Below are 26,215 nucleotides of genomic sequence, written 5' to 3'. Positions count from 1 at the left end.
TCACTGGTATTTATCCTGATTATTTCTATTTTTTAAACAAGTTTTTATACTTTTTTTTACAAATTTTAGTTTTAATATAATTTTTGAGGTTACAATGAATATGATTAATCATATAAAACATTTTAACAGGCTAAAAATTAATAATTTAACTATAATTCTAAAATATTATGCTGTTATATTATTTTTATATACATTTATTTAATAAAAAATTGAGTTTTCTCAATCCTTCCAAACCGCACAAATGCATAACAAAAAACACCCTAAATTTATCAGTTGGTTCTTAAACAGACCAAAAACAACAGGGTTCTTTACGTTCCTATTACTAAGCTATATTGCCAGTTTTATTGTCTCCCAACAGTATCGTCTCATAAAAGAAGATGAGCAGCGAGAAATGAATAATATCCTTCATGTTGTTCATCAAAACATCGAACAATCACTTAAAAACTGTTACACAACTACCTTAACATTAGCGCTAACAATCAATGACAAAGGCGTTCCTGAAAATTTTGATTATGTAGGCAAAAAACTGATGGAATCAAATTCCAGTATTAGTGCTGTTCAATTAGTTCCAAATGGGGTGATAAAGTATATTTATCCAATGGAAGGCAATGAACCAGCGATGAATTTAGACCTTTTAACTTCGCCTCATCTCAAAAAAGAAGCTTTAAAATCCGTTGAAACGCAAAAGATGTATTTTGCGGGTCCGTTAAAATTAAAGCAAGGCGGAATGGGAATTGTAGGTAGATTTCCCGTTTTTAGGAATAATAAGTTTTGGGGATTTTCAGCTGTTGTTATTAAATTAGAAACCTTTTTAAAATCTTCAGGAATCAAAAACACAGAGGATTCAAAATATTACTTCCAGTTTTCAAAATATATCGCTGAAGAGCAAAAAGAAATTTTCTACTTGCCCAACAAAACTGATTTTTCAAAAAACTATAATATAGCTACAACAATACAAGATAGTGACTGGAAATTACACCTGATATCCAAGCACCAAAATTATCTTTATTCTCAAATTTTAATTCCAGCAATTATAGGATTCATTTTAGCGGCCCTTTTTGGCGTTTTGATATACACCTTATTAAAAATCCCTAAAGAACTACAGTCTTTGGTAAATACACAAGCAACAAAACTGTTGAATTCAGAGATAAAATTTGAAGCCATTTTTGATCAGGCAGCTGTAGGAATCGCTTATATAGATTCCTTTTCCGGTAACTTTATTGAGATTAATAAACAATATTGTGACCTATTAGGATATTCACATCACGAAATGAAAGAGAAAAATTTTCAATCCGTTACTCACCCAGATGATTTAGAAGAAGATTTAATGAATTTAGAAAAACTAAGAAAGGGAGAAATTAGATCCTATTCTTTAGAAAAAAGATATTTAACAAAATCCGGTACTATTATATGGATAAATCTTACAGTTTCTCCACTTTGGAAAATAAATGAAAAGGTAACCTCTCACATTGCAATTGTCGAAGACATTTCGTTAAAAAAAGAAGCTGAAGAACTAATTAAAAAAACAGAAACGCGATTTAAAAGTCTATTTGATGATTCACCGCTACCTTTAAGAGAAGAAGATTTTTCGGAAATTAAAAAATACCTTCAAGACTTAAATCTAATCGATGAAAACATAGAAATAGTTTCTAACTACTTTTACAGCAACCCAGATGTAGTTACTAAATGTAATTCACTAGTTAAATTAATTAATGTCAATAATGCCTGTCTTAAACTTTATAAAGTCAAAACCAAAGAAGAATTAATCAATACCAAATCTAATCTACTGGATTTCAGATCTACAGATGATTTTATTAAACATTTAATCGCAATTACTCAAGGTAAAAAACAATTTATTATAGATTCCAGGATAAAAAATGCTGAAGGAGAATATCGAGATGTTAATTTAAGATGGAATGTAATTCGAGGCTATAAAAAAACATTCGAACGTATTATTGTCTCTACAGAGGACATTACACAGCGCAGAGCCACCGAAAAAATTATATTCGATACAAAACAAAGGGTAGAATCGCTAATTAATACCATAGACGGAATCGTTTGGGAATGTGATGTAGAAAGCTTTAGTTTTTCTTTCATCAGTAAAAAAGTAGAATCCATATTAGGCTATACCCCAGAGGAATGGTTGGCAAATCATACTTTTTGGGCAGATCATATCTATGCTGATGACAAAGAATGGGTTCAAAATTATTGTAAGTTCCAAACTGACGCCAATTTAAATCATGATTTTGAATATCGAATGGTTGCTAAAAACGGAACAGTTGTTTGGCTAAGAGATATTGTGAATATTGTTTTTGAAAATGGTAAAGCAGTAAGTTTGCGTGGTATCATGATTGACATTACTAAAACTAAAGAAGCAGAAGAAGATTTGAACAATTCATTCAATTTAGTCACTGAACAAAATAAAAGACTCCTTAATTTCTCTTATATAGTTTCCCATAATTTAAGATCCCATACCAGTAATATTGCATCGATTATGTCTTTAATTGAATCTTCTGAATCAGAGGAAGAAAGAGATCAAATGATTCAATTATTAAAATCTGTCTCCAATTCACTCAATGAAACGATGCTGCATCTGAATGAAGTAATAAACATCAGAACTAATATAGGTTTAGTCTCTGAACCTTTAAATTTGCAACAATATATTGATACAGTCCAAAATGTACTTAATGAACAAATAATCTCCAAAGAGGTTTCGATTTCTACAATCATGCCAAAGGATGTAATCATAAATTACAATCCAGCTTATTTGGAGAGTATTCTTTACAATATTATTTCTAACTCTATTCGATACTGTCATCCGGAACGTAAACCCACTATAGTAATCAAATGGTCTATAGAAAATGATATGAAGGTACTTCAAATTTCTGATAACGGAGTTGGGATTGACCTTGTGAGAAATGCAGATAAGATTTTCGGAATGTACAAAACATTCACTAACAATGTAGATTCAAAAGGAATTGGGCTATTTATAACAAAAAATCAAATTGATGCCATGGGTGGAAATATAACGGTGGAAAGTGAACCTAATATAGGGACTACATTTAAAATTTATATTCAATGACAAAAAAAGTAATCTGGGTAGTAGACGATGATGCTATTTACCAAATCATCGTTAACAAAATCATTCAAAGATCTGAAATATTTTCAGCAATTTCCTCTTTCAAAAACGGAAAAGATGCTATTGACGCCATACATAATTCATTAAAAAACAATGAATTGCTTCCTGATATAATTTTATTAGACATTAACATGCCTATTATGGATGGCTGGGAATTCATGGAAGAAATGGGATTATTGAAATCTCAAATAAATAAACAAATTATGATTTATATCGTAAGTTCGTCTATTGCTGTTGAAGATAAAAATAAATCAAAAACATATCCTGATATATTAGGTTATTTATCAAAACCAATCACAACCGATGATTTAATATTGATTGCTTCAAACGATTAAACTATTTCTCTCTTTATTTCTTCTAAGGTTTTATTGGTAAAAATAAGTTCATTTATTATTTGTTGGCGCAAAACATCCAAATCGTCATAATCAAAATACTTAGCCCATGAAGTCAAGTTAAGTAAATTCCTGATTTGCTTGATTCGCTTTGTAGTTTCAAAACTCGTCCGTAGTATGGCTTTATTGTCATATTTCGGATTATTTTTATGTTGGTAATTGACTGTATTTTTTATATAATTTGCTTCTAAATAATACAATTCCTCAACTGCATTATCAGGGTAGAAATTAGTCCAAGGGGCAAAACCCAATTTTGTTTTAGACTCGATTTCGGGGTCCAATGGTTCCAAACGCCATTTACTATTGGCCAATCGCCCCCAATGATTCGACAAACGATACATTCCTGCTGTTGTATAATAATACTTACTTCCGGATTTACTGTCATACTGAAGTTCTAATCCATTTATGCTATCTAAAGACTCTTCCTGAAAGACGCAAAATGTATTTTTAAAGGAATTGGGGTTGGGACGAAATATTTTTTCCATTAAACAAAGGTAATCAGAAAGTCTAAAACATAGCAAGACAAGTAATATTTGATTAACTTTGCCAACTAGAATTATTATAAATAAATTGATTATGACCAAAGCTTCTGAAGAAAGAATGTTACAAAAAGGTGTTTACACCGGAATTATGGAAAAGGATGAAAATAACAACTTTTTTTGTGGTGAATACCTTTTAGACTATAAAATGGCCCAAAAACATACTGTTGGTGATTGGATTACAATAAAATCAATAATTGAAAATCCAAGCGATATCAGTTATAATAAATATCCAAAAAAGTCTAAAAATTTCGATAAAGCCAATAATAAACCACAACAATAGTATACTATCACATTTCTTTTTTAACAAAAAAATGAGAATTCAAACTCTTTTTTTTTTGAATATTTTTTTGTCGCAAACTAAAAATTTAAAAAAAAGTGTACCTTTGCAAAAAATTTGTCGATTTTGAAATCAAATTATATTGATTTTATTGTAAAAGACAAGTAGTTACCTTATTTATGAAAAAAATAGTTGAATACCGCAAACTACTCAATGTAGACAAAACTGCTGAGCTTAAAGAATTAAAAACGATTTATCGTAATGCGATGAAAGAAGCGCATCCTGACAAATTTCAAGGAGATGATGAAGGATTAAAAGCTGCAGAGGAAAACAGTAAAAAAATTATTGAAGCGTACCACTTTTTGGTAAGCATCAATCCTGAAACTCTTAAACAAAACTTACCTGAATATACTGAAACAATAGCAACTGCTACAATTTCAGATTACAAATTCGTTGAAGGTAGATTGATTATCAATTTTTCAAACGGAAGCGTTTACGAATACATAAGTGTTCCTAAAGCAACTTACGTAAAAATGGTAAATGCTGATTCTCCTGGAAGATTTGCAAAAAGACATATCCTTAATTCTTTTACATGGAGAAAAACAATCAATCAAGATTAATTTTTTTAAAAGAGAAATAAAACTTAAGCATCCTTTATAAGGGTGCTTTTTTATTTTAAATCAATTACTAGGTGTTTTTTTCTTACAAATCACAGCACAATAACTAAATTTTTATTGTGTTACAAACTTGTTTTTAGTATTTTAGCAATTGTTAAAAAAACTTCAAATTACCTATCATGACAGATCCTTGCGTTTTATACAAATCACAATATAGTAAGGCAAAAGAAACACTTGATATTCTGGAACAGCAAAAATCTAAAATAGATAATAATCTAAAATCTGACCCTATTTGTTCTATTTTACACAAAGAGTTAAGGAGAATAAATTTAGACATTAAAATAACCACAAATGAGCTGGAGCATGCTGAATCTGATATTGTTAAATGTGAACTGAAATACAATCCTTTAAAAAAAGAAACGAAATCTTAGTGAAATATTTAAAATTTTACTTTTAAAAAATTCCGGCTTTAATTCAATCATTACATACAGTTTTCATATTATATACTACAGCAACTAAAAAAAATTCATACATGAATTAAATCCTATTTACTTTCAAAAAATAATTCCTTCCTTTTTAAAAAACCACTTATTCAATAAATCAACATAACCTATTCAAACTATTCAATAAAATGGGTTTAAATTAAACATAGTACAACACCTAATTAAGAATGAAAAATTATAACAAAAATTTAGGTTGCAAAATTATTTATAATTTATAATTTTAAATACTTTTGCACACTTAACTTAATTAACTAATTAATAATGAAAAAAATAATTTTATTACTTTCGGCTACTGTTGTTTTAATTTCTTGTAGCAAAGTTGGCAAAGATGAATACATCATTTCAGGGACTGCAACAGGAATTGAAAATGGTAAAACAATAATCCTGGAAACACAGAATGAAAATGGAATGGGATTAATTGCTATCGATACTGTAAAAGTTGAAAATGGTAAATTTGAAATTAAAGGAAAAGTAACTGAACCTTCTTTCCATACTTTACAACTTGAAGGTGCACAAGCTAAGATACCTTTTATATTAGAAACAGGCGAAATTGCAATTGCAATCAATAAAGACAGTATTCCAAAATCTAAGGTTTCTGGAACTTACAATAATGACGAATACGTTACATTCAATGAGGAAATCACTAAGGTTCAAAAGAAATTAATCGATTTCCAGACTAAAAATATGCAAGCGATGAATACTGCTCAACAAACCAAAGATACTGTTGTTATCAATGGATTGATGAAAGAGTTTTCAAAAATTCAGGAAGAAGTTGGAACTGCTTCAAAAGCTAAATATGTAGCTTATGCTGAAACACACCCAAAATCATTTATTTCTGCTTTAATCATCCAAGGAATGCTTAATGACCCAACTGCTGATGTTGCAAAATCTGAAAAATTATACAATAGTTTAGAGGAATCATTAAAAAACACAAAACCAGGTAAAGCCATTAAAGCTAAACTTGCTGAAATGAAATCACCAACTGTAGGAGCTGCTCCAGCTCCAGCAGCTGAAGCAAAATGAAGAGCCGATTTTTCAGGTCCTAATCCTGAAGGGAAAGTAATTTCTTTGAAGGAATGTTTAGGAAAAGTTACAATAGTTGATTTTTGGGCTTCTTGGTGTGGTCCTTGTCGCAAGGAAAATCCAAATGTAGTAGCTATTTACAAAGAGTTACATGCTAAAGGACTTAACATTATTGGCGTATCTTTAGATAAAGATGCTAAGGCTTGGAAAGAAGCTATTGCAAAAGACAAATTAACATGGTATCATGTTTCAAATTTGAAATTTTGGGACGAACCTATAGCTGCGCAATATAAAGTAGAATCAATTCCTGCTACTTTTATTCTTGATGCTTCAGGAAATGTAGTCGCACAAGATTTAAGAGGTGATGAATTAAGAGCCAAAATTTTAGAGCTTTTAGCAAAATAAGTCGCTTGAATTGAATAAAACAAAAAATCTCCCTAGTGGAGATTTTTTTATTTTATTCAATACCAATACTTTAAAAATAATACTAAAATTAAGTTTAAATATAGTTTGGAAACTTCAAAACAGTTTATATATTTGCACCCGGTTAGCACGATAAGCATTGCTTATTGAGTCTTGGGGAGATACTCAAGCGGCCAACGAGGGCAGACTGTAAATCTGCTGTGTAAACTTCGCAGGTTCGAATCCTGCTCTCCCCACAAAACTCTTCAAGCAATTGAAGAGTTTTTTTATTTACCCTAATTGATACTTTCATCTTTTCGTATTTTAGTTTATTCAAAAAAAAATCCCATCTCATTTTTTTTTTGAGATGGGATTTTTAAATATAATTTTTAGCTTCTTTATTCTAAAATAAAACTCACTGTCACATTAGCCGTAATATTGATTTCTCCTACTGCTAACGTTTGTCTTGGAGCACTAGCATCACTCATTTCCATTGTTTTCATTGCTGCATACATTGGCTGCGGATAATACGTTTGTGAATTATCAGATATGGTCATGGCGCGCCCTACTTTTTGTCCTAAAACGGAAACATAATCTTCTGCTTTCAATTTTGCATCTTTCATCGCTAATTTTCTAGCCTCAGATTGATACTGCGCTAATTTTGAAGATTGGAATGTTACCGCATCAATTCTATTAATTCCTTGGTCCACTAACCCTTCCATCAATTCATCATACTTAGACAAATCTCTCAATAGAATTTCAATTGTTTGAGTAGCATTATAACTGTGTTTCTTTTTTTCATAATCATATTGAGGATTCAATGAAACACGTTGTGTTTTATAATCTGCCGGTTCCAAGTTCATTTTTTTAATAAACTTTAAAACAGCCTCTATCTTTTCATCATTTTGTTTTTTTACATCTTTAGCATTATTCCCTTTTGTTTCAACAGTTACCGCTATAGTTGCTTGATCCGGAATAACCTTTACTTTTCCTTCTCCGCTTACATTTATTTGAGGAACTTGCTTAACTTCTTGTCCATAAGACATCGAAATAAATAGAACAGACAGAATCAATAGTGCTTTTTTCATTTTTATATAATTTAATTGTTTGTACTAATTTCTTTTCAAAAGTTATGCCATTATAATTTTCCCATTTTTTCCATCACAAAAAGAATAACTATTGGAATTGCTAGTAATATAACCATTAAAGTGTGATCTACTAACAATTGAGGTTCTTTGATCAGTGTAATCAAATAACCGCCAACAGCACCTCCAAAATGGGCTGTGTGGCCAATATTATCATTCTTGGCTTTCATACCATAAATAGAATACAATAAATAAAGGATTCCAAAAATATAAGCTGGCATTGGGATGATAAAAAAGATTCCCAACATCATATTTGGCTGCAATAATATTGCCGAATACAAAACTCCTGTTACTGCTCCCGATGCGCCAACCGCTCTGTAATTATATTGATTCTTATGGAAAACCATAGTCAATAAGCTTCCAAAAACTAAACTTCCAAAATAAACCAATCCAAACGAAAAATCGCCTAAATAACTAATTACTACAGGTGCAAAAAAATAAAGAGTCAGCATATTGAAAATCAAATGGGTCATATCAGCATGAAGAAAACCCGAAGACACCATTCTTATATGTTCCCCTGCTCGAATACTTCCAACATGGAATTCATATTTTCTAAAAAAAGAAAGGTCATTAAACCCTTTGTAACTAATTAAAACATTTACTACAATTATTGCTATTAAAACGGTATTCATAAAGTCTATTTATTGTGAAATGTAAAGATAGTCATTCTCAAATACCGATACAGTAAGCGGTCAAAATTTATATCAGTCTACATTTTTGACTTATATTTGCAAGAAAAATAACGGCATGCAATTTCTTGTTTTTATCTTAACCTTTCCGTTTTTATGGATTATTTCCATTCTTCCATTCAGGGTTTTCTATTGGTTTTCTGATTTCATCTATTTAATTGTTTATTATATCATTGGCTATCGCAAAAAAACTGTAAAGGAAAATTTAGCTTTAGCATTACCTCATCTTAGTGCCGAAGAGCGTCTTGTAATCGAAAAGAAATCCTATCATCATCTCTGTGATATGTTTTTAGAAATGATAAAAACCATGACAATTTCAGCGGATGAGATGAATAAAAGATTTGTGGTTACCAATATTGAATTGGTAAAAGAATATGAAAAAAAAGGAAAAAGTGCTGTTTTATTAGCCTCTCATTACGCGAGTTGGGAGTGGTTATTGTCTATTAACGAAAAGACAAAATTTAAAGGAATTGGTGTTTATAAAAAAATTGCTAATAAATACTTTGATAAACTAATACGAGATATCCGATCCAAATATAATGCTGAATTAGTGGAAACTAAAAAGGCAATTCCGTTGATGGCAGAAAATCAAAAAAATGGGATTCTTAGTATGTACGGACTTGCCAGTGATCAATCTCCAAAATTAAATAGAGCCTTTCATTGGGATAAATTCATGGGCGTTGAAGTTCCCGTTCATACCGGTGCCGAAATGCTTGCCAAAAAACACGATTTGAATGTTCTTTTTGTAAAAGTAAAAAAAGTAAAAAGAGGTTTTTACGAAGCTACTTTTGTACCTATTACTGATAACCCTAAATCTATTCCTGATTTTGAAATCACCAACACATTTTTACGAGAAGTAGAAAAACAAATTCTTGAAGCTCCTGAATATTATTTCTGGACCCATAAAAGATGGAAACACAGAAGATAGTGATCCGTTAATAGTACTTAGTCACAGTGTTCAGTAAAAAAACAAAAATCACTTATCATAAACAATAGCGTTTATGATAAGTGATTTTTGTTTTAATTCTTTTAAAACCTCAACTTTTATAAAGAAAACCAGTTTTTTACCATTTCATCTTCTAAAGGTTGTACGTTCTTATTAACAAACTCATTCGTAGCCGAATTATAATTATAATCCAAAGCCCAAGTTTTATGATTTTCAGCCAATGCTTTAATTCCGTTACAAACAAATTCAATTTCAGCATTTGTAGTTGTAGGATGAATAGACATTCTAATCCAGCCTGGTTTTCTGATTAAATCCCCCAGCGTAATTTCGTCAATTAATTTATGGGATGTTTCCTGGTCTACGTGCAATAAAAAGTGTCCATAGGTTCCAGCACAACTGCAACCGCCACGAGTTTGAATTCCGAATTTATCATTCAATAATTTCACGCCCAAGTTAAAATGTAAATCTTCAACAAAAAAAGAAATCACCCCTAACCTATCCTGATGCTGTCCTGCAAGGATTTTTATATTGGAAACATTTCCTAATTCAAAGAAAATATAATCTACTATTTCGTGCTCTCTTTTTAAGATATTTTCAATTCCCATTTGCTCTTTCAACTGAATAGCCAATGCGGTTTTTATTACCTGAAGAAACCCCGGAGTACCACCATCTTCCCTATCTTCGATATTATCGATGTATTTGTGTTCTCCCCAAGGATTCGTCCAACTTACTGTTCCTCCACCCGGATTATCGGGAACCAAATTTTGATATAATTTTTTATTAAAAACCAAAACACCACAAGTTCCAGGTCCGCCAAGGAATTTATGTGGCGAAAAGAAAATGGCGTCCAAATAACTTTCAGCATCTTCAGGATGCATATCAATTTTCACGTAAGGTCCTGAACAAGCAAAATCCACGAAACAAAGTCCGTTGTTTTGATGCATTATTTTTGCCACTTCATGATATGGAGTTCTGATTCCTGTAACATTCGAACAAGATGTGATAGAAGCTATTTTAAAAGGTCGTTCTTTATATTTTTCCAATAACAATTCAAGATTTTCTATGCTGAACAATCCGTCTTCTGAAGAAGGAATAACTTCAACATCAGCAATAGTTTCTAACCAAGACGTTTGATTGGAATGGTGTTCCATGTGCGAAATAAAAACAATTGGTTTCTTTTCGGCTGGAATAGTGATGAAATTTTTTAAGTTTTCAGGTACTTTTAAGCCCAAAATTCGTTGAAATTTATTGACAACACCTGTCATTCCTGTTCCATCAGTAATCAAAACATCGTCAGCACTGGCATTTACATGATGCTTGATAATATGTCGTGCCTGATGATACGCTTTAGTCATTGCAGTTCCCGAAACCGTTGTTTCTGTATGCGTATTGGCCACAAAAGGACCAAATTGATTCATTAATTTTTCTTCAATAGGACGATACAAACGACCACTGGCTGTCCAATCCGTATAAATAATTTGTTTTTGTCCGTAAGGTGATTGAAACTCTTGGTTAATTCCTATTATGTTATCGCGAAACTGCTGAAAGTATTGCTCTAATTGTGTTGGCTTTTCGATTGTAGTCATTGCAATTTAATTTGAATCAAAGATATTATTATTTTATGAAATTGAGAATTTGCCAGTTTGTTATTTCTTAGAGCATTTATTTTTTTATGAATTTTTAATGATTTTCACCCCCATTGAGGTTTCCCGTAAAGTAATGCCAAACAAAGGAAATACTTTTGTAAATGATATAGAAATATTTATCTCATTTATAAATTAATACCACATTTTATCATGGATGACAGTATCATTCTAGAAGAAAAATTACATTCCTTCTCTGAAGAAGAATTAACGCAATATATTTATAAAAATGTTGATTCTTTGACAACAATATCCTTTAGTGCTTTAAAAAAGGAAATTGCTATCAGAAAAGATTTACCCAATGAAGTAAAAATGTTGATTGGAAACATTCAAGATTTAAGAAATCAAAATTTTATCAATGAGATATTCCCTTACCTCTATTCTAAAAACAAGAAAATAAAAACTGTTGAAGATTTGATTGCTGATTTGAAAAAAAATGAAATTTGTGAACCCGATATTTATTCATTATTAAGCCAATTACCTAAAATTATTGAAATTAATACTGCCCAATCGAATCCTGAAAATTCATTAAAGATATTTGGACTCTTATTTTGTATTGTTATCACTATAATATCCTTCAATCTTTTCGCAACATCAGGTGTGGTTATTTACATAATTTCTGCTCTTACCGTACTTTACATCATTTTTAATGGAAATGATTATTCTCGTATCAATAAATTAAAAATTAACATCGAATTCTATTTAGCGAGTATAAAACACATTCCCAAAATAGAGTCCGAAGCATAAAACAGTACTGAAAATCTGGGTAAACCATACATTATAAAAGTTTTCTAAAAAATACATTTCAAAAACAAAACCCTTTCAAAGTATTATGCTCTGAAAGGGTTATTAATGACGAGGGTTTAAAGTCTTTTTTTGTGCCGTTAGGCACTAAATATAGGTAGTAATTAGGTTTAAAATTCGTTAGCGTGCCGTAGGTAGGCAACAAAACGATAAATGTTGCGTACCTACGGCACGCTAAATTTGTTCCAATTCATGTTTTCTACCTATATTTAGTTCCTAACGGCACATTCCAACCCTTGATTCGCATTAGTAAGTAAAAAATAGGGGACTATATAACTTACGCTTTTTATTGTATTATCAAGTTTATAAATCAAACCCTAATGAGAATTGCCAAACTCTGTTTTTTGCTTTCCCGTCATCATATAAATCTCCTAAACCTAAATGATAACGCACACCTAAACTGATACCGGAATCCGTTTTAAATCCTCCTCCAAAATTCATTCCCCAATCAAAATTATTAGGATCATACTCTTGTGAACCACTAAAAAGTCCATCATATTCTTCTTTATGCGAAATAGCCAGTCCAATTTGTGGACCCGCTTCCAAAAAGAAATTTTTAGAAGGATAGGCTTTAAGCATTAATGGCAAGTTTATATAATCTAATTTTTGGGTAAAAGTCCCACTGCTATTTGTTATTTTGTATCCTTGCTGTGAATACATTAATTCAGGTTGAATAGAAAAGCTTTCGCTAATAAAAGATTCGCCATAAACTCCTATATGAAAACCGTGTCGTTGTTCAGTTTCTCCATCACCGTCAAAACTTACGGCTGCTAAATTATAACCTCCTTTTATCCCTACATTCGATTTAGGAATAGTATTGTCTTGTGCATTCATTGTTGTTATTACACCAAGGAATAAAGCTATTGTTATCTGTTTTATTTTCATCTTTTTTGTTTTTGATTATTCAAATTATACTTTTATTTTCCTCCATTTGCCCGAAGGTCTGTAATACATTGGTCATCTAATTGTGGAGCTGAACCTCCGGAAACCATATTTGCAATTCCCTTTCCACTTTCAGATGACCAATACATTAGGCAACTTTCTACATTGCAATGTTTGGGATGGGTGCTATCTTCGTGATTGCTTTGTAATGCTGTACCAAGGTTCGTCAATCCTAATATATGTCCAAATTCATGGGTAATTACTGTTGTTTCTAATAAACTTCTGTTGGGTTCAAATGGACTGTCGCTTAAACCTTGAATAGTTTGTTCGAAAATAACAAAAGAAGTATTTCTGTAAGCCGTTCCAAGAATAACTGATGTATCAGTGTCTTTTGAAGATTTCCCATCTGCAAAAAATGCCCAAACAGCTATCTCATCAGAAGTGTTGTATTTTGTTCTGTTAGCATCTTCAATACTTACAATCTCCTCATTGGTATAAGGCGAAATTCCTGGTGATGGTATAGAACGTTTTATAACATTTATGCCATTTGGTTTGTATGTTCTTGCTGTAAGAAAGTTTACAAAATTATTGATAGCAGTACTGCTTGGTTCAAAACCGGCTACATACACTACTTCAATCACCATGCTCTTGAACTTTTTATCAGATAATAAATCGTTAGAAGAACTTCCTGTTTGCTGTTTATTCGTATTAGGATTTACTGCAACTGAGTTATCTATGGGATCATCTTCTTTTGAACAGGATACAAATAGGACAAACCCAACTGTTAGCATTGTAATTATTTTTTTCAAATTTTTATTGTTTATTATTAATTCATTCTTCAGTTTAAAACTCAAATAATTTCATCGGCTAACGCTATCACTTTTTTGACAACACAATGCAACTAAACACCCGTAATTGATTTACGAAAAAAGGCGCTTATTGGATTTAAATCCCAAAAAGTATTTAGAAAATTATTAATTTTCATTACTAGTCAAACTTCAATTTAAAGGAATTAGTATGCTTATGAAGGAATTTTTAAACAAATAATCTCTAATCTACTGACTAAAAATCATTTAGAAATAAGCACGAAACAACTATTCTTTTATTGAATGAATCCTGTTAATTCATTTTCAATAAGTAATCAAGTTTGATAAAACAAAACCCTTTCAAATTCTATTTTGAAAGGGTTCTTTAATATAAAAAATCGTGGTCTTAAATTCCAGCCACCGCTTTTATTTCATCAATGATTCGTAATGCCAAAGCATCTGCTTTTTCTTGAGAAGCCGCTTCGGTATAAATACGAATGATTGGCTCTGTATTTGATTTTCTCAGGTGAACCCAATTTTCAGCAAAGTCAATTTTTACACCGTCAATGGTTGTAATATCTTCATTTTTGTATTTCTCCGTCATGGCAACAAGAATCGCATCCACATCAATTTGTGGCGTCAATTCAATTTTGTTTTTGCTCATGTAATATTCCGGATACGAAGCGCGCAAAGCAGAAACTGTCATTTTTTTGTTGGCCAAATGCGTTAAAAATAGCGCCACTCCCACCAAACTATCACGTCCGTAATGCAGTTCCGGATAAATGATTCCTCCGTTTCCTTCGCCACCAATTACGGCATTATTCTTCTTCATCAATTCCACTACATTCACCTCACCTACCGCACTGGCTTCATAGCTTCCGTTATGCATATTAGTTACATCACGCAACGCACGGGAAGATGACATATTCGAAACAGTGTTTCCTGGTGTTTTACTCAAAACATAATCGGCGCAAGCCACCAAAGTGTATTCTTCACCAAACATTTCTCCGTCTTCGCAAATGAAAGCCAAACGATCCACATCAGGATCAACAACAATCCCTAAATCAGCTTTTTCTTTTACTACCAATTCTGAAATATCAGTCAAATGTTCTTTTAAAGGTTCTGGATTATGAGGAAAATGTCCGTTTGGTTCACAATATAATTCTACTACTTCAACGCCCATTAATTCCAGTAACCTTGGGATAATAATTCCACCCGAAGAATTTACACCATCAACAACCACTTTAAATTTAGCTGCTTTTACAGCATCAACATCTACCAAAGGCAAATTCAATACTTCATCAATATGAATATCCATGTACGCATCGTTAATCATAATGGCGCCTAAATCATCCACATCCGAGAAATCGAAAGCTTCTGCTTCCGCAATTTCAAGAATTTTTAACCCTTCTGCACCATTCAGGAATTCTCCTTTTTCATTCAATAATTTCAAGGCATTCCATTGTTTTGGATTGTGAGAAGCGGTAAGGATAATTCCACCTTCGGCTTTTTCTAACGGAACAGCAACTTCAACAGTTGGCGTTGTCGAAAGACCCAAATCAATCACGTCAATTCCTAAACCAATTAAAGTATTTACCACCAAATTGTGAATCATTGGTCCCGAAATACGGGCGTCACGACCTACAACAACAGTGATTTTTTCTTTTCCAATATATTTTTTCAACCAAGTTCCATACGCTGAAGCAAATTTTACCGCATCAACCGGTGTAAGATTATCACCAACTTTACCTCCTATTGTTCCACGAATTCCTGATATTGATTTTATTAGAGTCATTATGAATTATGATTTTTGATTAACGATTTTTGATTGCAGATTTCCATTTGCAATTTATATCTTGATTTTTTTTATGATGACAAATATAAAAAAGTTTCTGTCTTTATTAAAAAGTAAATTGCAAAAAGGAATTGGATTTTGAGTTGCTAATTGTTTCAATAAAAGGTTTGGTGTTTTTTTATATCTTTATCAAACGAAGACAGACACAAACATCTTCAGACTTGATTTCAAATCAAAAATCAAAAATCGTTAATCTTCAATCTAAAATCCCAATGAATTTCCTAGCCCACATCTATCTTTCCGGTGACAATGATTTAATCAAAATTGGCAATTTCATGGCCGATGGAATTCGTGGAAAACATTTTGAAAGTTATCCTTTAGAAATTCAAAAAGGTATCATTCTGCATCGTGCCATTGACACTTTTACCGATGCACATCCCATTTTTAGACAAAGCACCAAAAAACTGCATGAAAAATACCATCACTACGCGGGTGTAATTGTTGATGTTTTTTATGATCATTTTTTAGCTAAAAACTGGAATAAATATTCTGATGAAAAACTTAACCTTTTTGTAGCACGCTTTTACCAATCTTTACAGGATAACCATATCATTCTTTCGGAAAGAACCAAAGGAATGATGCCCTACATGATTGAACACAATTGGCTGGTTAGTTATCAAACAGTCGAAGGAATTAATCGAATTTTGACGCAAATGGATCAACGTACCAAAAACGAATCTAAAATGCGATTTGCTACTAATGAACTTTCCGAATTTTATCCAGAATTTGAAGATGAATTCACCGATTTCTTTCAAGAATTAATCCTATTTTCGAATACTAAAATAATTACTTTATGAAAAAAATACTTTTTCTACTTGCCTTTGCAGTTTTAGGTTGCAAATCGAATGAAAAAACTGTTGAACCAACTGGTTTAGTAACTTCAAAAGCTATGGTAGTTTCAGCTCGTGAAGAAGCTTCGCAAATAGGAGTTGAAATCATGAAAAAAGGCGGAAATGCTTTTGATGCCATGGTTGCCACGGAACTGGCTTTGGCAGTTTCACATCCACAGGCTGGAAATATTGGTGGTGGTGGTTTCATGGTTTTCAGAAAAGCCAATGGCGAAACGGGAGCTATCGATTACAGAGAAAAAGCACCTTTGGCAGCATCTAAAGATATGTTTCTAGACGCAAAAGGAAATGTAATAGAAGGAAAAAGTAGGGAAACCGCTTTGGCTTCCGGAATTCCGGGTACCATTGCAGGAATATTTGAAGTACACAAAAAATATGGTTCTTTCCCCATAAGTGAAATTCTGAAACCAGTAATTGCCTTAGCCGAAAGAGGCGTTATTGTCACTAAATTTCAAGCCGAAAGTTTGGCTTATTACAGAGCTTCCTTTATAAAAAGTAATGGTAAGAATAGTTTGTTTTCTAAAGCATATAAAGAAAATGACACGATCAAATATACTGCTTTGGCATCAACATTAAAACGAATTGCCTTAAACGGTCGTGATGAGTTTTACAAAGGAGAAACGGCTCAAAAGTTAGTTACTTTTCTTGCTAAAAAAGGCGGAAATGCAACATTAGAAGATTTGAACAGTTATAATGCCAAATGGAGAACTCCAATTACTTTTCAGTATAAAAATTTAAAAATTACTTCGATGTCTCCACCAAGCAGTGGTGGAATTTGTTTGAATCAAATCATGAAAATGATTGAGCCTTTCAACCTTTCACAAATGGGACACAACAGCGTAAAAACAATTCAAGTAATTACAGAAGCAGAACGAAGAGCCTATGCCGACAGGAATTACTTTTTAGGTGATCCAGATTTTGTAAAACTCCCTATAAAAGAATTACTAAATCCATCCTATTTAGAAAAAAGAATGAGTAATTTTTCATTCGATAAAGCTTCTAAATCCTCTGATATTGCTCATGGAGCAATCAAAGGATATGAAAGTAACCAAACTACGCATTATTCTATTGTAGATTCAAAAGGAAATGCAGTTTCGGCAACGACCACTTTAAATGACAATTATGGTTCTAAAATATATTGTGATGAATTAGGTTTCTTTTTGAATAATCAAATGGATGATTTCAGTGCCAAACCGGGAGTTCCAAATTTATACGGATTGACTGGAAGTGAAGCTAACAGCATTGCTCCCGGAAAAAGAATGTTGAGTTCCATGACACCAACGATTGTAGAGAAAGACAATAAACTTTTCATGGTTGTAGGTACGCCGGGAGGTTCCACCATTATCACATCAGTTTTACAAACGATTTTAAATGTGTATGAATTTGATATGAGCATGCAAGAAGCGGTAAATGCTCCTCGTTTTCATCATCAATGGTTACCCGATGAAATTACTTTTGAACCTAATTCATTCGATAAAGAATTATTAACCAATTTGAAGAAAAAAGGATACATCATCAATGAAAAAAACAAAGAAATAATTGGTGAAGTTGATGCTGTTTTGATTTTACCCAATGGAAAATTGGAAGGTGGCGCAGACAAAAGAGGTGATAATAAAGCCGTTGGTTTTTAAATTTTAATATTCGAATGAAAAAAATTATTATTCTATTGAGTGTTCTTTCTATTGGTTGTAAAACCCAAAATGTAATGGTTCAACCCACTGGACTTGTTGCTAATGAAGCAATGGTAGTTTCGGCACGTGAAGAAGCTTCCAAAATTGGAGTTGAAATCATGAAAAAAGGCGGAAATGCTTTTGATGCGATGGTGGCAACCGAATTGGCTCTTGCAGTGGCTTACCCGTTTGCAGGAAATCTTGGCGGTGGCGGTTTTATGGTGTATCGAAAAGCAAATGGCGAAATAGGTTCTTTGGATTACCGAGAAAAAGCACCATTGGCAGCCACAAAAGATATGTTTCTGGACGAAAAAGGAAATGTTATAAAAGGAAAAAGTACCGAATCTCCTCTTGCTATTGGAGTTCCCGGAACGATTGCCGGTGTATTTGCAGTTCATGAAAAATTGGGTTCATTACCTATAGAAGAAATTCTGAAACCTGTAATTGCATTAGCTGAAAGAGGTGTCATTGTTACCAAAAAACAAGAAGACCGATTGGCTGCTTATCGAGCGAAAATCATAAAAGTAAATGGTGACAAAACGTTATTTGCAACTGCTTTCAAAGAAAATGATGTTATAAAATATCCTGCTCTGGCAGCTACATTGAAAAGGATTTCAAAAAATGGCAAAGATGAATTTTACAAAGGAAAAACTGCTGAAATATTAGTTAAATATCTTCAAGAAAAAGGAGCAATAATCACCTTGGAAGATTTGGCTAAATACGAAGCCAAATGGAGAACGCCACTCACTTTTGATTACAAAGATTTAAAAGTGATTTCTATGCCTCCACCTAGTAGTGGCGGAATTTGTCTCGCTGAAATTTTCAAAATGATAGCGCCTTTCGACTTGGCTAAAATGGGACATAACTCAACGGAAGCCATTCAAGTTATCGTAGAAGCCGAAAGAAGAGCCTATGCAGACAGAAGTTATTATCTGGGCGATCCTGATTTTGTAAAAATCCCTTTGAAAGCCTTAATGGCAGATGATTATTTAAAACAAAGAATGTCGAATTTTAGTTTTGAAAAAGCCACTTTATCATCGGAAATAAAAGAAGGACAAGTAAATTATAATGAAAGTACAGAGACTACCCATTATTCAATTGTGGATCAGTTTGGGAATGCGGTTTCGTCAACTACAACATTAAACGATGGTTATGGTTCTAAATATTATTGTGATGAATTGGGCTTTTTTCTAAACAATGAAATGGATGATTTCAGTGCCAAACCAGGAGAACCGAATATGTTTGGGTTAGTAGGGAATGAAGCCAACAGTATTGCGCCACAAAAACGAATGCTGAGTTCGATGACTCCAACTATTGTAGAGAAAAACGGAAAATTATTTATGGTCGTGGGTTCTCCGGGAGGTTCTACAATAATCACATCGGTATTGCAAACGATATTAAATGTTTACGAGTATCGTTTGAGTATGCAAGAAGCGGTAAATGCACCTCGTTTTCACCACCAATGGTTACCGGATTTAATCACATTTGAGCCTAATACTTTCGATACAAAAACCTTTGAAAACTTGAAATCAAAAGGATATATCATTAATGAAAAAACGACACCTGTAATAGGAAAAGTAGATGCTATTTTGGTTTTACCAAATAAGAAACTCGAAGGTGGCGCTGATTTTAGAGGAGATGATAAAGCGGTTGGATTTTAGGTTATGGGTTATCGACTATGTTAAGCATTTTAAATTGACATTGTTATTGAATTTTGCCATTGAAATTTACTATTTATGAACTTTATACTTGCCTTAGAAAACGCTTTTGCAGCAAATAAAAATCCTGAAAATGCTTTTGCGATGGCAAAATACATGAAGAATAACTTTCCTTTTTTTGGAATAAAAACTGAGGAACGAAGACGTATTTTCAAGGAAATTTGGAAAGAAAACAAGCCAGAAGTTTCAATAAACGCAAGAGCAATTGCATTGGATTTATATTCAAAGCAAGAACGGGAATTTCATTATTGTGCGATTGAAATTTTGATAAAAGAACTCAAGGGGAATTATAAAAAGGAAGATATTCAACTGATTGAAAAACTGATACTAAATAACTCTTGGTGGGACAGCATTGATACGATTGCGAAGTACATTTTGGGTGAATATCTATTGGAATTTCCATTAGAAACCAAAAATGTAATAGAACGATTTTCAAATTCTGAGAATATGTGGTTGAACCGAAGTGCTATTTTATTTCAATTGGGTTACAAACAAAAAACGAATGCTGATTTTTTATTTTCAGAATGTCTTAAACAAGCTCATTCTAAGGAATTTTTTATTCAAAAAGCAATTGGCTGGGCGTTACGGGAATATGCAAAGTCAAATCCCGAAATTGTGAGACAGTTTGTAGAAAACAGTAATTTAAAACCATTAAGCACAAAAGAAGCGTTGAAAAATATTTGTTGAAATTAAAATAATAGTAGTTTTGCACCCCTTTTAAAAATTATCATGTTCAAAAAATATATTTCGAAATTAGAAACCATAATCGCTTTTGCACAATCCATGTTGACGCCAAAGCAGTTTATATTTTTATCAGCGGTTTTGGTTGGTATTTCTGCCGCTTTTGCTGTTATCGTTTTAAAAACTTTTGCGCACTGGGTATTTTCTTTTGCTACATATGTCAGTGGAATTTTAAAATTGGGATTCATCAATAGTATTTTGCCTATAATTGGTATTTTGCTTACTGTTTTTGTTGTCAAAAGAGTTTTAGGAGGAACAATCCAAAAAGGGACTTCACAAATTTTATATGCAGTAGCTAAAAAAGCAAGTATTATTCCAAAAAAACAAATGTATGCTCAAATAGTCACAAGTTCCCTGACAGTTGGTTTAGGAGGTTCTGCAGGTTTAGAAAGTCCTATTGTAATTACCGGTGCCGCTTTTGGATCTAATTATGCCCAGAAATATAAATTAAGCTATAAAGACCGAACTTTATTGATTGGTTGTGGTGTTGCCGCCGGTATTGCTGCAGCTTTTAATGCTCCTATTGCCGGAGTTTTGTTTGCCATTGAAGTCTTGTTGGTAGATGTAAGTATTTCAGCATTCACTCCCATCATGATTGCAGCAGCGACTGGTGCTTTAGTCTCTGTTATAGCCTTAGACGAGACCATTTTATTGTCTTTTAAACAACAACAAACTTTTAATTACCATAACATTCCATTTTATGTGCTTTTAGGTTTGTTTACCGGATTTATTTCTGTTTATTACTCCAGAAATTTTGAGAGAGTAGAACATTTTTTTCACCGACTTAAATTTTCTCCTTATAAAAAAGCATTCTTTGGGGCTTCTGTTTTGGCGATTCTAATTTTTATTTTTCCGACGCTTTTTGGAGAAGGGTATGAAAGTATTAAAACATTATCAGAGAATGATCCTGGACAATTATTGGAAAATACGCTATTTGAGGGATTTAGAAATAACAGCTGGGCACTTTTGGCTTTTGTTGGTATAACGATGATGGTGAAAGTTTTTGCCACGGGAATTACGCTGGGCTGTGGTGGCAATGGTGGTAACTTCGCTCCTTCCCTATTTTTAGGCTCCTATGTTGGTTTTTTCTTTTCTAAATTTCTAAATCTTACCGGATTGACAAAATTACCAATTAGTAATTTTACTATGGTAGGAATGGCTGGAATATTAAGTGGATTATTTCATGCGCCACTAACGGCAATTTTCTTAATTGCGGAGATTACAGGAGGATATAATTTAATGATTCCTTTAATGATCGTTGCTTCTATCAGTTTTGCCATTTCAAAACGATTTGAAAAACATTCCATGGACGTGAAAAATTTAGCCAAAAAAGGACATGCTTTCACCAGCAATAAAGACACTAATGTACTCTCTACATTAGTCACTAACGCGATCATTCAAACGGATTATTTAACCGTTTCTCCTGATGAAAATCTAGAAAAATTAGTTGATTTAATTTCACATTCCAATCAAGTTATTTTTGCTGTCGTTGATAAAGAACTAAAAATGGTAGGAATCGTTCATTTTAATACCATCAGAGAAATTATATTCAACCCATATCGGGTAAAATATACTTTGATAAAAGAAGTTATGATTCCACCAATAGAAACAATAGCTCCCGAGGATAGTATGGAAACTGTAATGAATAAATTTGAAAAAGCAAAAGTTGTTTTTCTACCGGTAATCAAAGAGGGCAAATATTATGGCTTTATTTCCAAATCTATCGCTCTTGAGGCCTATAGAGCCAAACTAAAATCGATGACGATAGAATAAATTAATATCGGATAGATATAAAATTTTTTATTATCCGATATTAAGCAGTACATTTGTGGTTATGTGGAAGATAGACCTAAACTACCGAGAAGAATTTCAAACAAGTTTTGAAAGATTGTATGAAAAAAAGCAAGTTCTGCAAACCAGCAGACCATTGCCAAATATTGCTTTACATAAAATCAAAGAAAGTCTCTCCATTGAGTGGACTTATAACTCTAATAGTATTGAAGGAAATACAATGAGCCTTCGAGAGACACAAATGGTTATTCAAGAAGGTATTACCATAAAAGGTAAATCGCTTCGGGAACATTTTGAAACTCACAATCACGATAAAGCAATTGACTATTTATATTCTATTGTAGATGAAGATTATAATTTACAGAGTATAGATATTTTGTCTTTACACGGATTGGTTTTACGTTCTATAGAAGATGACTTTGCTGGACGTATTCGTAATGGAGGTGTTCGCATTACTGGCGCTAATTTTACCCCGCCAAATGCAAATAAAGTTCCGGATTTATTGGATGAACTAATTGATTTTATAAATACAAATCCATTAGAACTTAATGATATTGAGCTAGCAACCGTTTTTCATCATAAATTAGTATGGATACATCCTTTCTTTGATGGAAATGGTCGTACGGTTCGGTTGGCAATGAATTTATTACTGATGCGTTCCGGTTTTCCGCCTGCCATAATCTTAAAAAATGACAGAAAGAAATACTACGAAGCACTGAATCAAGCAAATGGTGGTAATTATCAAAAATTGACCTTGTTGATGTGTCAATCATTAGAACGTACTTTGAATATTTACATTAATGCATTGCCTGGAAATGACAAAGAATATGTAGCAATTTCAAATTTAGTTCAAGAACCTAATATGCCATATGGCCAAGAATACATCAGTTTATTGGCTAGAACAGGAAAGATTGATGCCTACAAGGAAGGTCGGAACTGGCTAACTACCAGAGAAGCCGTAGAAGATTATATGGCAACCAGAAAAAGAAAACGCTAACTTAGGTTGGCGTTTTTTTATATCCCATTTTAACATAAACTTCTAAACTGTTCTATCGAAAGAATAAATCAAAATGGTAACTTTGCTTTTTTGCAAGAATTATGTTAGACAAAGACAATACCATTGAAGTTCAAGGCGCTTGCGTTCACAATCTTAAAAATATAGGCGTTTCTATTCCGAGAGAAAAACTGGTAGTCATTACTGGTCTTAAAACTAAAACGAAATCTCAATCCATGTAGTTAGATTTTTTTATTTTACAAATGAACTCGCTGGCCACTTTTCTAATACTCTGGAATCCCATTCCTTTAAATATTTTGTGAAATCATCAATAATTTCAAGTAGTGAAATTGAAAAGTTTAAATATTCTTTTTTTTGTGGTTCATTATTTAAAATTATTAATCCTTTTGGAGTAGAAATTTCAAATATTTTGATAAATCCTTTATTTGAATGTGCTATTTTATTTCTCAACTCCCATAGAGAATCTAAACTTTTGAATAATTCAGTTTGTATAGAAGATATGTCAATAGACAAAAAAGATGTTGCCTTTTTAAATTTCATACTAAATAATTCACCTTTTGATTGTTCTGCGGATATTATCTTAAAAATTCTTTTTTTTATATCATTTAATGATAAATCCTCTTCCAGTTCCAATGCTGATATTTTGCAATTACTAAAAGCTTTTTTTCTTAGACTTGAGTTTCTTTTTAAACTAAGTTCAATCATATCTTTAATATAATGCTCAGTAGTTGAGGTAAAATTAATAACAGCTGAAGAAATTGAACTCAAACGTAATTCATTCAACATAAAAAACGGTGCTTCTTTTAAGCGGCCTAATATTTCATCATTTACAATTTCGAAGTTTGTTTCGGCCAAATCTATTCTTAACGATTTTTCCCAATCAAGACATTCTTGGTCTGTAAATTGGGTTGAAATCATAAGTTGTAATCTTAAGACAGAGACCGTTGTCAGATAACTAGCATATGGTCCGGAAAAAGGCATTTTTTTATCTTGCATAATTTACGTTTATTACAATATTCAATCAAAATATTTGAAAATTATTTTCTGGTGCTATTCCATAGTTTTATTTATCACCCTCAAAAACGCCATCTTTGAAATACCCAAATTGTGTCTTACCTTTTGGTGTAGTTAACGTTCCATAACCGTTATATTTTCCATCTTTAAAACCTCCTATATACTTATCACCATTTGATAAAGTTAATGCTCCATTTCCATTAAATGAGTTATCTTTTAAATCTCCAACGTACTTATTACCATTTTTAAAAGTATATGTTCCGATACCATTTATTTCACCATTTTTAAAATTCCCAACATACTCGCTCCAATCTTGAAAAGTTAATGTTCCTTCACCATTATATTTGTCATCTTTGAAATCGCCAATATATTTAGCACCAGTAAAATAAGTATATACTCCTTTTCCGCTACATTTACTATCTAAAAAGTTTCCAATGTAAATATCACCATTTGGATATGTTAGTGTTCCAATTCCGTTAAATTCACCATCTTTAAAATCTCCTAAATATTCTTTGCCATTTTGGAATGTGTAAGTTCCTTTACCGTATTTAAAACCATCTTTAAAACTACCAATATACTTATCACCATTTAGAAGAGTTAATGTACCGTTTCCATTAAATGTGCCATCAATAAATTCTCCAATATACTTATCACCATTTTGAAAGTTATATGTACCTTTTCCATTTATATTACCATCTTTAAACTCTCCAACATACTCATCTCTATTTAAAAAAGTAAATGTTCCATTTCCATTTTTTTTATCATCTTTAAAATCTCCAACGTACTTATTACCATTTGAAAAAAATAATGTTCCTTTTCCATTTTTTTTATCATCTTGAAAAATTCCAATATACTTATCTCCATTTGGAAAGGTAAATGTACCATTTCCGCTAAATTTGTCATCTTGAAAATCTCCAATGTACTTAGCACCATCTGAAAAAGTATATGTTCCTTTTCCATTCTTACTACCATCTTTAAAATCTCCAACGTACTTAGCACCACTTGAAAAAGTATATGTTCCTCTTCCGTTAAATTTTCCATCTACAAAATTTCCAATGTATTTTTGACCTCCTTTAATAGTTTTTGTTCCAAAACCATTAAAACAGTCACCATTTATACAGCCATAATAAAAACTATCCACATTGCCATCAAAAATAACAAGTGTGTTTTTTGAATAATCAAAGTAAAATTTTCCCAATTTCTCCAATGCTGATTGTCCGAGTAAAAGAGGAGCATTTGAATTGTGAATGATACTAGCTTGAATATTATGTAATTGATATCCTCCAATTTTAATATTTCTAATTAATATTTTGGTTCCTTTTTGAATATCACCATTAGCAATTTGATAATACTCTGTTCCAATCAAGTCATTTTTAGATAAATATCCGTTTTTTAACATAAATAGAGCTTCTGTCGATGAAATTGTAACATCACTTGCTCCTGTATCAAAAATGAATTTCATATTCAATCCATTCACTTTACAAGGCACAAAATAAACACCATTCTTTTTCTCTAAAACAATTGATGTCTGAGATATTGCCGTAAAGCAAAATCCAAAAAAGAGTATAAATAATTGTACTTTTTTCATAATTATTCTTTCTTAATGCACTAAAAATTACTGTGATTTGAGAAGTTTATATCTTAAAAAACTTCTTATTCTCCCGCTAATGTATAACTATTTTATTACAAATCATCAGCTCAACTTTTTTATCATTTCAATATTTCTGCAATGGTAGCTTTGCAAAAAAAAGTT

Annotated in this window: 24 protein-coding genes, 1 tRNA gene and 1 pseudogene; 17 read left to right on the top strand and 9 right to left on the bottom strand. The window is 32.0% G+C overall.

What is annotated here, in order from left to right; genetic code table 11:
• Positions 1-241 precede the first annotated feature (241 nt).
• Together ACM55F_RS05555 and ACM55F_RS05550 are read left to right on the top strand one after the other, a co-directional pair.
• On the top strand, positions 242-3,082 hold the full coding sequence (locus ACM55F_RS05555) for a PAS domain S-box protein (protein ID WP_416852753.1): 2,841 nt from the start codon (positions 242-244) through the stop codon (positions 3,080-3,082).
• Positions 3,079-3,474 (top strand): response regulator, encoded by a 396-nt coding sequence (locus ACM55F_RS05550; protein WP_416852752.1) that lies wholly within the window; start codon positions 3,079-3,081, stop codon positions 3,472-3,474. The genes ACM55F_RS05555 and ACM55F_RS05550 overlap by 4 nt, the downstream gene beginning before the upstream one ends.
• Here ACM55F_RS05550 and ACM55F_RS05545 read toward each other — a convergent pair.
• Positions 3,471-4,016 carry a hypothetical protein gene (locus ACM55F_RS05545; protein ID WP_416852751.1) on the bottom strand — a complete coding sequence of 182 codons (546 nt, stop codon included), beginning with the start codon at positions 4,014-4,016 and terminating at the stop codon, positions 3,471-3,473. The genes ACM55F_RS05550 and ACM55F_RS05545 overlap by 4 nt on opposite strands.
• 91 nt (positions 4,017-4,107) lie before the next feature.
• On the opposite strand from ACM55F_RS05545, the gene ACM55F_RS05540 reads away from it, so the two are divergent.
• The 6 genes and pseudogenes from ACM55F_RS05540 (at position 4,108) to ACM55F_RS05515 (ending at position 7,152) form a co-directional block, all read left to right on the top strand.
• Entirely contained in the window at positions 4,108-4,353 is a 246-nt protein-coding gene (locus ACM55F_RS05540; RefSeq protein WP_035672083.1) for a hypothetical protein, read from the top strand.
• Positions 4,354-4,529: 176 nt separating this feature from the next.
• On the top strand, positions 4,530-4,970 hold the full coding sequence (locus tag ACM55F_RS05535; RefSeq protein ID WP_416852750.1) for a KTSC domain-containing protein: 441 nt from the start codon (positions 4,530-4,532) through the stop codon (positions 4,968-4,970).
• A gap of 176 nt (positions 4,971-5,146) precedes the next feature.
• Positions 5,147-5,398 carry a hypothetical protein gene (locus ACM55F_RS05530; RefSeq protein WP_416852749.1) on the top strand — a complete coding sequence of 84 codons (252 nt, stop codon included), beginning with the start codon at positions 5,147-5,149 and terminating at the stop codon, positions 5,396-5,398.
• Positions 5,399-5,731: 333 nt separating this feature from the next.
• Complete coding sequence (locus ACM55F_RS05525; protein ID WP_416852747.1) at positions 5,732-6,493, top strand: DUF4369 domain-containing protein; 762 nt, start codon at positions 5,732-5,734, stop codon at positions 6,491-6,493.
• A gap of 18 nt (positions 6,494-6,511) precedes the next feature.
• A pseudogene (locus ACM55F_RS05520) lies at positions 6,512-6,898 on the top strand (TlpA family protein disulfide reductase); the annotation flags it as partial.
• 173 nt (positions 6,899-7,071) lie between these two features.
• Positions 7,072-7,152, top strand: a tRNA-Tyr gene (locus tag ACM55F_RS05515).
• A 141-nt stretch (positions 7,153-7,293) separates the two neighbouring features.
• On the opposite strand, the gene ACM55F_RS05510 is transcribed toward ACM55F_RS05515, so the two are convergent.
• Both ACM55F_RS05510 and ACM55F_RS05505 read right to left on the bottom strand, forming a co-directional pair.
• Entirely contained in the window at positions 7,294-7,983 is a 690-nt protein-coding gene (locus ACM55F_RS05510) for an SIMPL domain-containing protein (protein ID WP_416852746.1), read from the bottom strand.
• Between the two features lie 50 nt (positions 7,984-8,033).
• Positions 8,034-8,672, bottom strand: coding sequence for a rhomboid family intramembrane serine protease (locus ACM55F_RS05505; RefSeq protein WP_416852745.1), 639 nt, complete (start codon positions 8,670-8,672; stop codon positions 8,034-8,036).
• A 115-nt stretch (positions 8,673-8,787) separates the two neighbouring features.
• Here ACM55F_RS05505 and ACM55F_RS05500 point away from each other — a divergent pair, with 115 nt between their 5' ends.
• Positions 8,788-9,657: a lysophospholipid acyltransferase family protein gene (locus ACM55F_RS05500; protein WP_416852744.1), complete on the top strand. Its 870-nt coding sequence runs from the start codon at positions 8,788-8,790 to the stop codon at positions 9,655-9,657.
• A gap of 116 nt (positions 9,658-9,773) precedes the next feature.
• Here ACM55F_RS05500 and ACM55F_RS05495 read toward each other — a convergent pair whose 3' ends face one another.
• Positions 9,774-11,261, bottom strand: coding sequence for an aminotransferase class V-fold PLP-dependent enzyme (locus ACM55F_RS05495; RefSeq protein WP_416852743.1), 1,488 nt, complete (start codon positions 11,259-11,261; stop codon positions 9,774-9,776).
• 210 nt (positions 11,262-11,471) lie between these two features.
• On the opposite strand from ACM55F_RS05495, the gene ACM55F_RS05490 reads away from it, so the two are divergent.
• Positions 11,472-12,065, top strand: coding sequence for a hypothetical protein (locus tag ACM55F_RS05490; RefSeq protein WP_416852742.1), 594 nt, complete (start codon positions 11,472-11,474; stop codon positions 12,063-12,065).
• 360 nt (positions 12,066-12,425) lie between these two features.
• Here ACM55F_RS05490 and ACM55F_RS05485 read toward each other — a convergent pair whose 3' ends face one another.
• The 3 genes from ACM55F_RS05485 to glmM form a co-directional block, all read right to left on the bottom strand.
• Positions 12,426-13,007, bottom strand: a complete 582-nt coding sequence (locus tag ACM55F_RS05485; RefSeq protein ID WP_416852741.1) for a porin family protein — start codon at positions 13,005-13,007, stop codon at positions 12,426-12,428.
• 32 nt (positions 13,008-13,039) lie between these two features.
• Complete coding sequence (locus ACM55F_RS05480; protein WP_416852740.1) at positions 13,040-13,813, bottom strand: zinc metalloprotease; 774 nt, start codon at positions 13,811-13,813, stop codon at positions 13,040-13,042.
• Positions 13,814-14,216: 403 nt separating this feature from the next.
• Positions 14,217-15,605: a phosphoglucosamine mutase gene (glmM, locus tag ACM55F_RS05475; RefSeq protein WP_416852738.1), complete on the bottom strand. Its 1,389-nt coding sequence runs from the start codon at positions 15,603-15,605 to the stop codon at positions 14,217-14,219.
• A 272-nt stretch (positions 15,606-15,877) separates the two neighbouring features.
• Here glmM and ACM55F_RS05470 point away from each other — a divergent pair, with 272 nt between their 5' ends.
• The 7 genes from ACM55F_RS05470 (at position 15,878) to ACM55F_RS05440 (ending at position 23,669) form a co-directional block, all read left to right on the top strand.
• Positions 15,878-16,462, top strand: a complete 585-nt coding sequence (locus ACM55F_RS05470; protein WP_416852737.1) for an acyl carrier protein phosphodiesterase — start codon at positions 15,878-15,880, stop codon at positions 16,460-16,462.
• Positions 16,459-18,144: a gamma-glutamyltransferase gene (gene ggt, locus ACM55F_RS05465; RefSeq protein WP_416852736.1), complete on the top strand. Its 1,686-nt coding sequence runs from the start codon at positions 16,459-16,461 to the stop codon at positions 18,142-18,144. Before ACM55F_RS05470 ends, ggt (ACM55F_RS05465) begins: the two co-directional genes overlap by 4 nt.
• Positions 18,145-18,158: 14 nt before the next feature.
• On the top strand, positions 18,159-19,844 hold the full coding sequence (gene ggt / locus ACM55F_RS05460) for a gamma-glutamyltransferase (RefSeq protein WP_416852735.1): 1,686 nt from the start codon (positions 18,159-18,161) through the stop codon (positions 19,842-19,844).
• Between the two features lie 75 nt (positions 19,845-19,919).
• Complete coding sequence (locus ACM55F_RS05455) at positions 19,920-20,588, top strand: DNA alkylation repair protein (protein WP_416852734.1); 669 nt, start codon at positions 19,920-19,922, stop codon at positions 20,586-20,588.
• A 42-nt stretch (positions 20,589-20,630) separates the two neighbouring features.
• On the top strand, positions 20,631-22,415 hold the full coding sequence (locus tag ACM55F_RS05450) for a chloride channel protein (protein ID WP_416852732.1): 1,785 nt from the start codon (positions 20,631-20,633) through the stop codon (positions 22,413-22,415).
• Between the two features lie 61 nt (positions 22,416-22,476).
• A complete protein-coding gene (locus tag ACM55F_RS05445) occupies positions 22,477-23,430 on the top strand; it encodes a Fic family protein (protein WP_416852731.1) in 954 nt (317 codons plus the stop codon).
• Positions 23,431-23,531: 101 nt separating this feature from the next.
• Positions 23,532-23,669, top strand: coding sequence for a hypothetical protein (locus ACM55F_RS05440; protein WP_416852804.1), 138 nt, complete (start codon positions 23,532-23,534; stop codon positions 23,667-23,669).
• A 10-nt stretch (positions 23,670-23,679) separates the two neighbouring features.
• On the opposite strand, the gene ACM55F_RS05435 is transcribed toward ACM55F_RS05440, so the two are convergent.
• Together ACM55F_RS05435 and ACM55F_RS05430 are read right to left on the bottom strand one after the other, a co-directional pair.
• On the bottom strand, positions 23,680-24,444 hold the full coding sequence (locus ACM55F_RS05435) for a HEPN domain-containing protein (protein ID WP_416852730.1): 765 nt from the start codon (positions 24,442-24,444) through the stop codon (positions 23,680-23,682).
• 67 nt (positions 24,445-24,511) lie between these two features.
• Complete coding sequence (locus ACM55F_RS05430; RefSeq protein WP_416852729.1) at positions 24,512-26,050, bottom strand: MORN repeat-containing protein; 1,539 nt, start codon at positions 26,048-26,050, stop codon at positions 24,512-24,514.
• Positions 26,051-26,215 lie beyond the last annotated feature (165 nt).

The organism is Flavobacterium melibiosi, from assembly GCF_048158545.1.
GTDB lineage: Bacteria > Bacteroidota > Bacteroidia > Flavobacteriales > Flavobacteriaceae > Flavobacterium > Flavobacterium melibiosi.
The sequence above is the reverse complement of the archived record's forward strand: the minus strand, read 5'-3'. Positions and strand labels throughout refer to the sequence as shown.

What these genes read in the sequence shown, in the direction of transcription:
- ACM55F_RS05545 (WP_416852751.1), bottom strand. Translation starts at nt 4,016, where the DNA reads ATGGAAAAAATATTTCGTCCCAACCCCAATTCCTTTAAAAATACATTT.
- ACM55F_RS05500 (WP_416852744.1), top strand. Translation starts at nt 8,788, where the DNA reads ATGCAATTTCTTGTTTTTATCTTAACCTTTCCGTTTTTATGGATTATT.
- ggt (WP_416852735.1), top strand. Translation starts at nt 18,159, where the DNA reads ATGAAAAAAATTATTATTCTATTGAGTGTTCTTTCTATTGGTTGTAAA.
- ACM55F_RS05495 (WP_416852743.1), bottom strand. Translation starts at nt 11,261, where the DNA reads ATGACTACAATCGAAAAGCCAACACAATTAGAGCAATACTTTCAGCAG.
- ggt (WP_416852736.1), top strand. Translation starts at nt 16,459, where the DNA reads ATGAAAAAAATACTTTTTCTACTTGCCTTTGCAGTTTTAGGTTGCAAA.
- ACM55F_RS05450 (WP_416852732.1), top strand. Translation starts at nt 20,631, where the DNA reads ATGTTCAAAAAATATATTTCGAAATTAGAAACCATAATCGCTTTTGCA.
- ACM55F_RS05510 (WP_416852746.1), bottom strand. Translation starts at nt 7,983, where the DNA reads ATGAAAAAAGCACTATTGATTCTGTCTGTTCTATTTATTTCGATGTCT.
- ACM55F_RS05525 (WP_416852747.1), top strand. Translation starts at nt 5,732, where the DNA reads ATGAAAAAAATAATTTTATTACTTTCGGCTACTGTTGTTTTAATTTCT.
- ACM55F_RS05485 (WP_416852741.1), bottom strand. Translation starts at nt 13,007, where the DNA reads ATGAAAATAAAACAGATAACAATAGCTTTATTCCTTGGTGTAATAACA.
- ACM55F_RS05540 (WP_035672083.1), top strand. Translation starts at nt 4,108, where the DNA reads ATGACCAAAGCTTCTGAAGAAAGAATGTTACAAAAAGGTGTTTACACC.
- ACM55F_RS05505 (WP_416852745.1), bottom strand. Translation starts at nt 8,672, where the DNA reads ATGAATACCGTTTTAATAGCAATAATTGTAGTAAATGTTTTAATTAGT.
- ACM55F_RS05490 (WP_416852742.1), top strand. Translation starts at nt 11,472, where the DNA reads ATGGATGACAGTATCATTCTAGAAGAAAAATTACATTCCTTCTCTGAA.
- ACM55F_RS05445 (WP_416852731.1), top strand. Translation starts at nt 22,477, where the DNA reads ATGTGGAAGATAGACCTAAACTACCGAGAAGAATTTCAAACAAGTTTT.
- ACM55F_RS05555 (WP_416852753.1), top strand. Translation starts at nt 242, where the DNA reads ATGCATAACAAAAAACACCCTAAATTTATCAGTTGGTTCTTAAACAGA.
- ACM55F_RS05430 (WP_416852729.1), bottom strand. Translation starts at nt 26,050, where the DNA reads ATGAAAAAAGTACAATTATTTATACTCTTTTTTGGATTTTGCTTTACG.
- ACM55F_RS05440 (WP_416852804.1), top strand. Translation starts at nt 23,532, where the DNA reads ATGTTAGACAAAGACAATACCATTGAAGTTCAAGGCGCTTGCGTTCAC.
- ACM55F_RS05535 (WP_416852750.1), top strand. Translation starts at nt 4,530, where the DNA reads ATGAAAAAAATAGTTGAATACCGCAAACTACTCAATGTAGACAAAACT.
- ACM55F_RS05455 (WP_416852734.1), top strand. Translation starts at nt 19,920, where the DNA reads ATGAACTTTATACTTGCCTTAGAAAACGCTTTTGCAGCAAATAAAAAT.
- ACM55F_RS05435 (WP_416852730.1), bottom strand. Translation starts at nt 24,444, where the DNA reads ATGCAAGATAAAAAAATGCCTTTTTCCGGACCATATGCTAGTTATCTG.
- ACM55F_RS05550 (WP_416852752.1), top strand. Translation starts at nt 3,079, where the DNA reads ATGACAAAAAAAGTAATCTGGGTAGTAGACGATGATGCTATTTACCAA.
- ACM55F_RS05530 (WP_416852749.1), top strand. Translation starts at nt 5,147, where the DNA reads ATGACAGATCCTTGCGTTTTATACAAATCACAATATAGTAAGGCAAAA.
- glmM (WP_416852738.1), bottom strand. Translation starts at nt 15,605, where the DNA reads ATGACTCTAATAAAATCAATATCAGGAATTCGTGGAACAATAGGAGGT.
- ACM55F_RS05470 (WP_416852737.1), top strand. Translation starts at nt 15,878, where the DNA reads ATGAATTTCCTAGCCCACATCTATCTTTCCGGTGACAATGATTTAATC.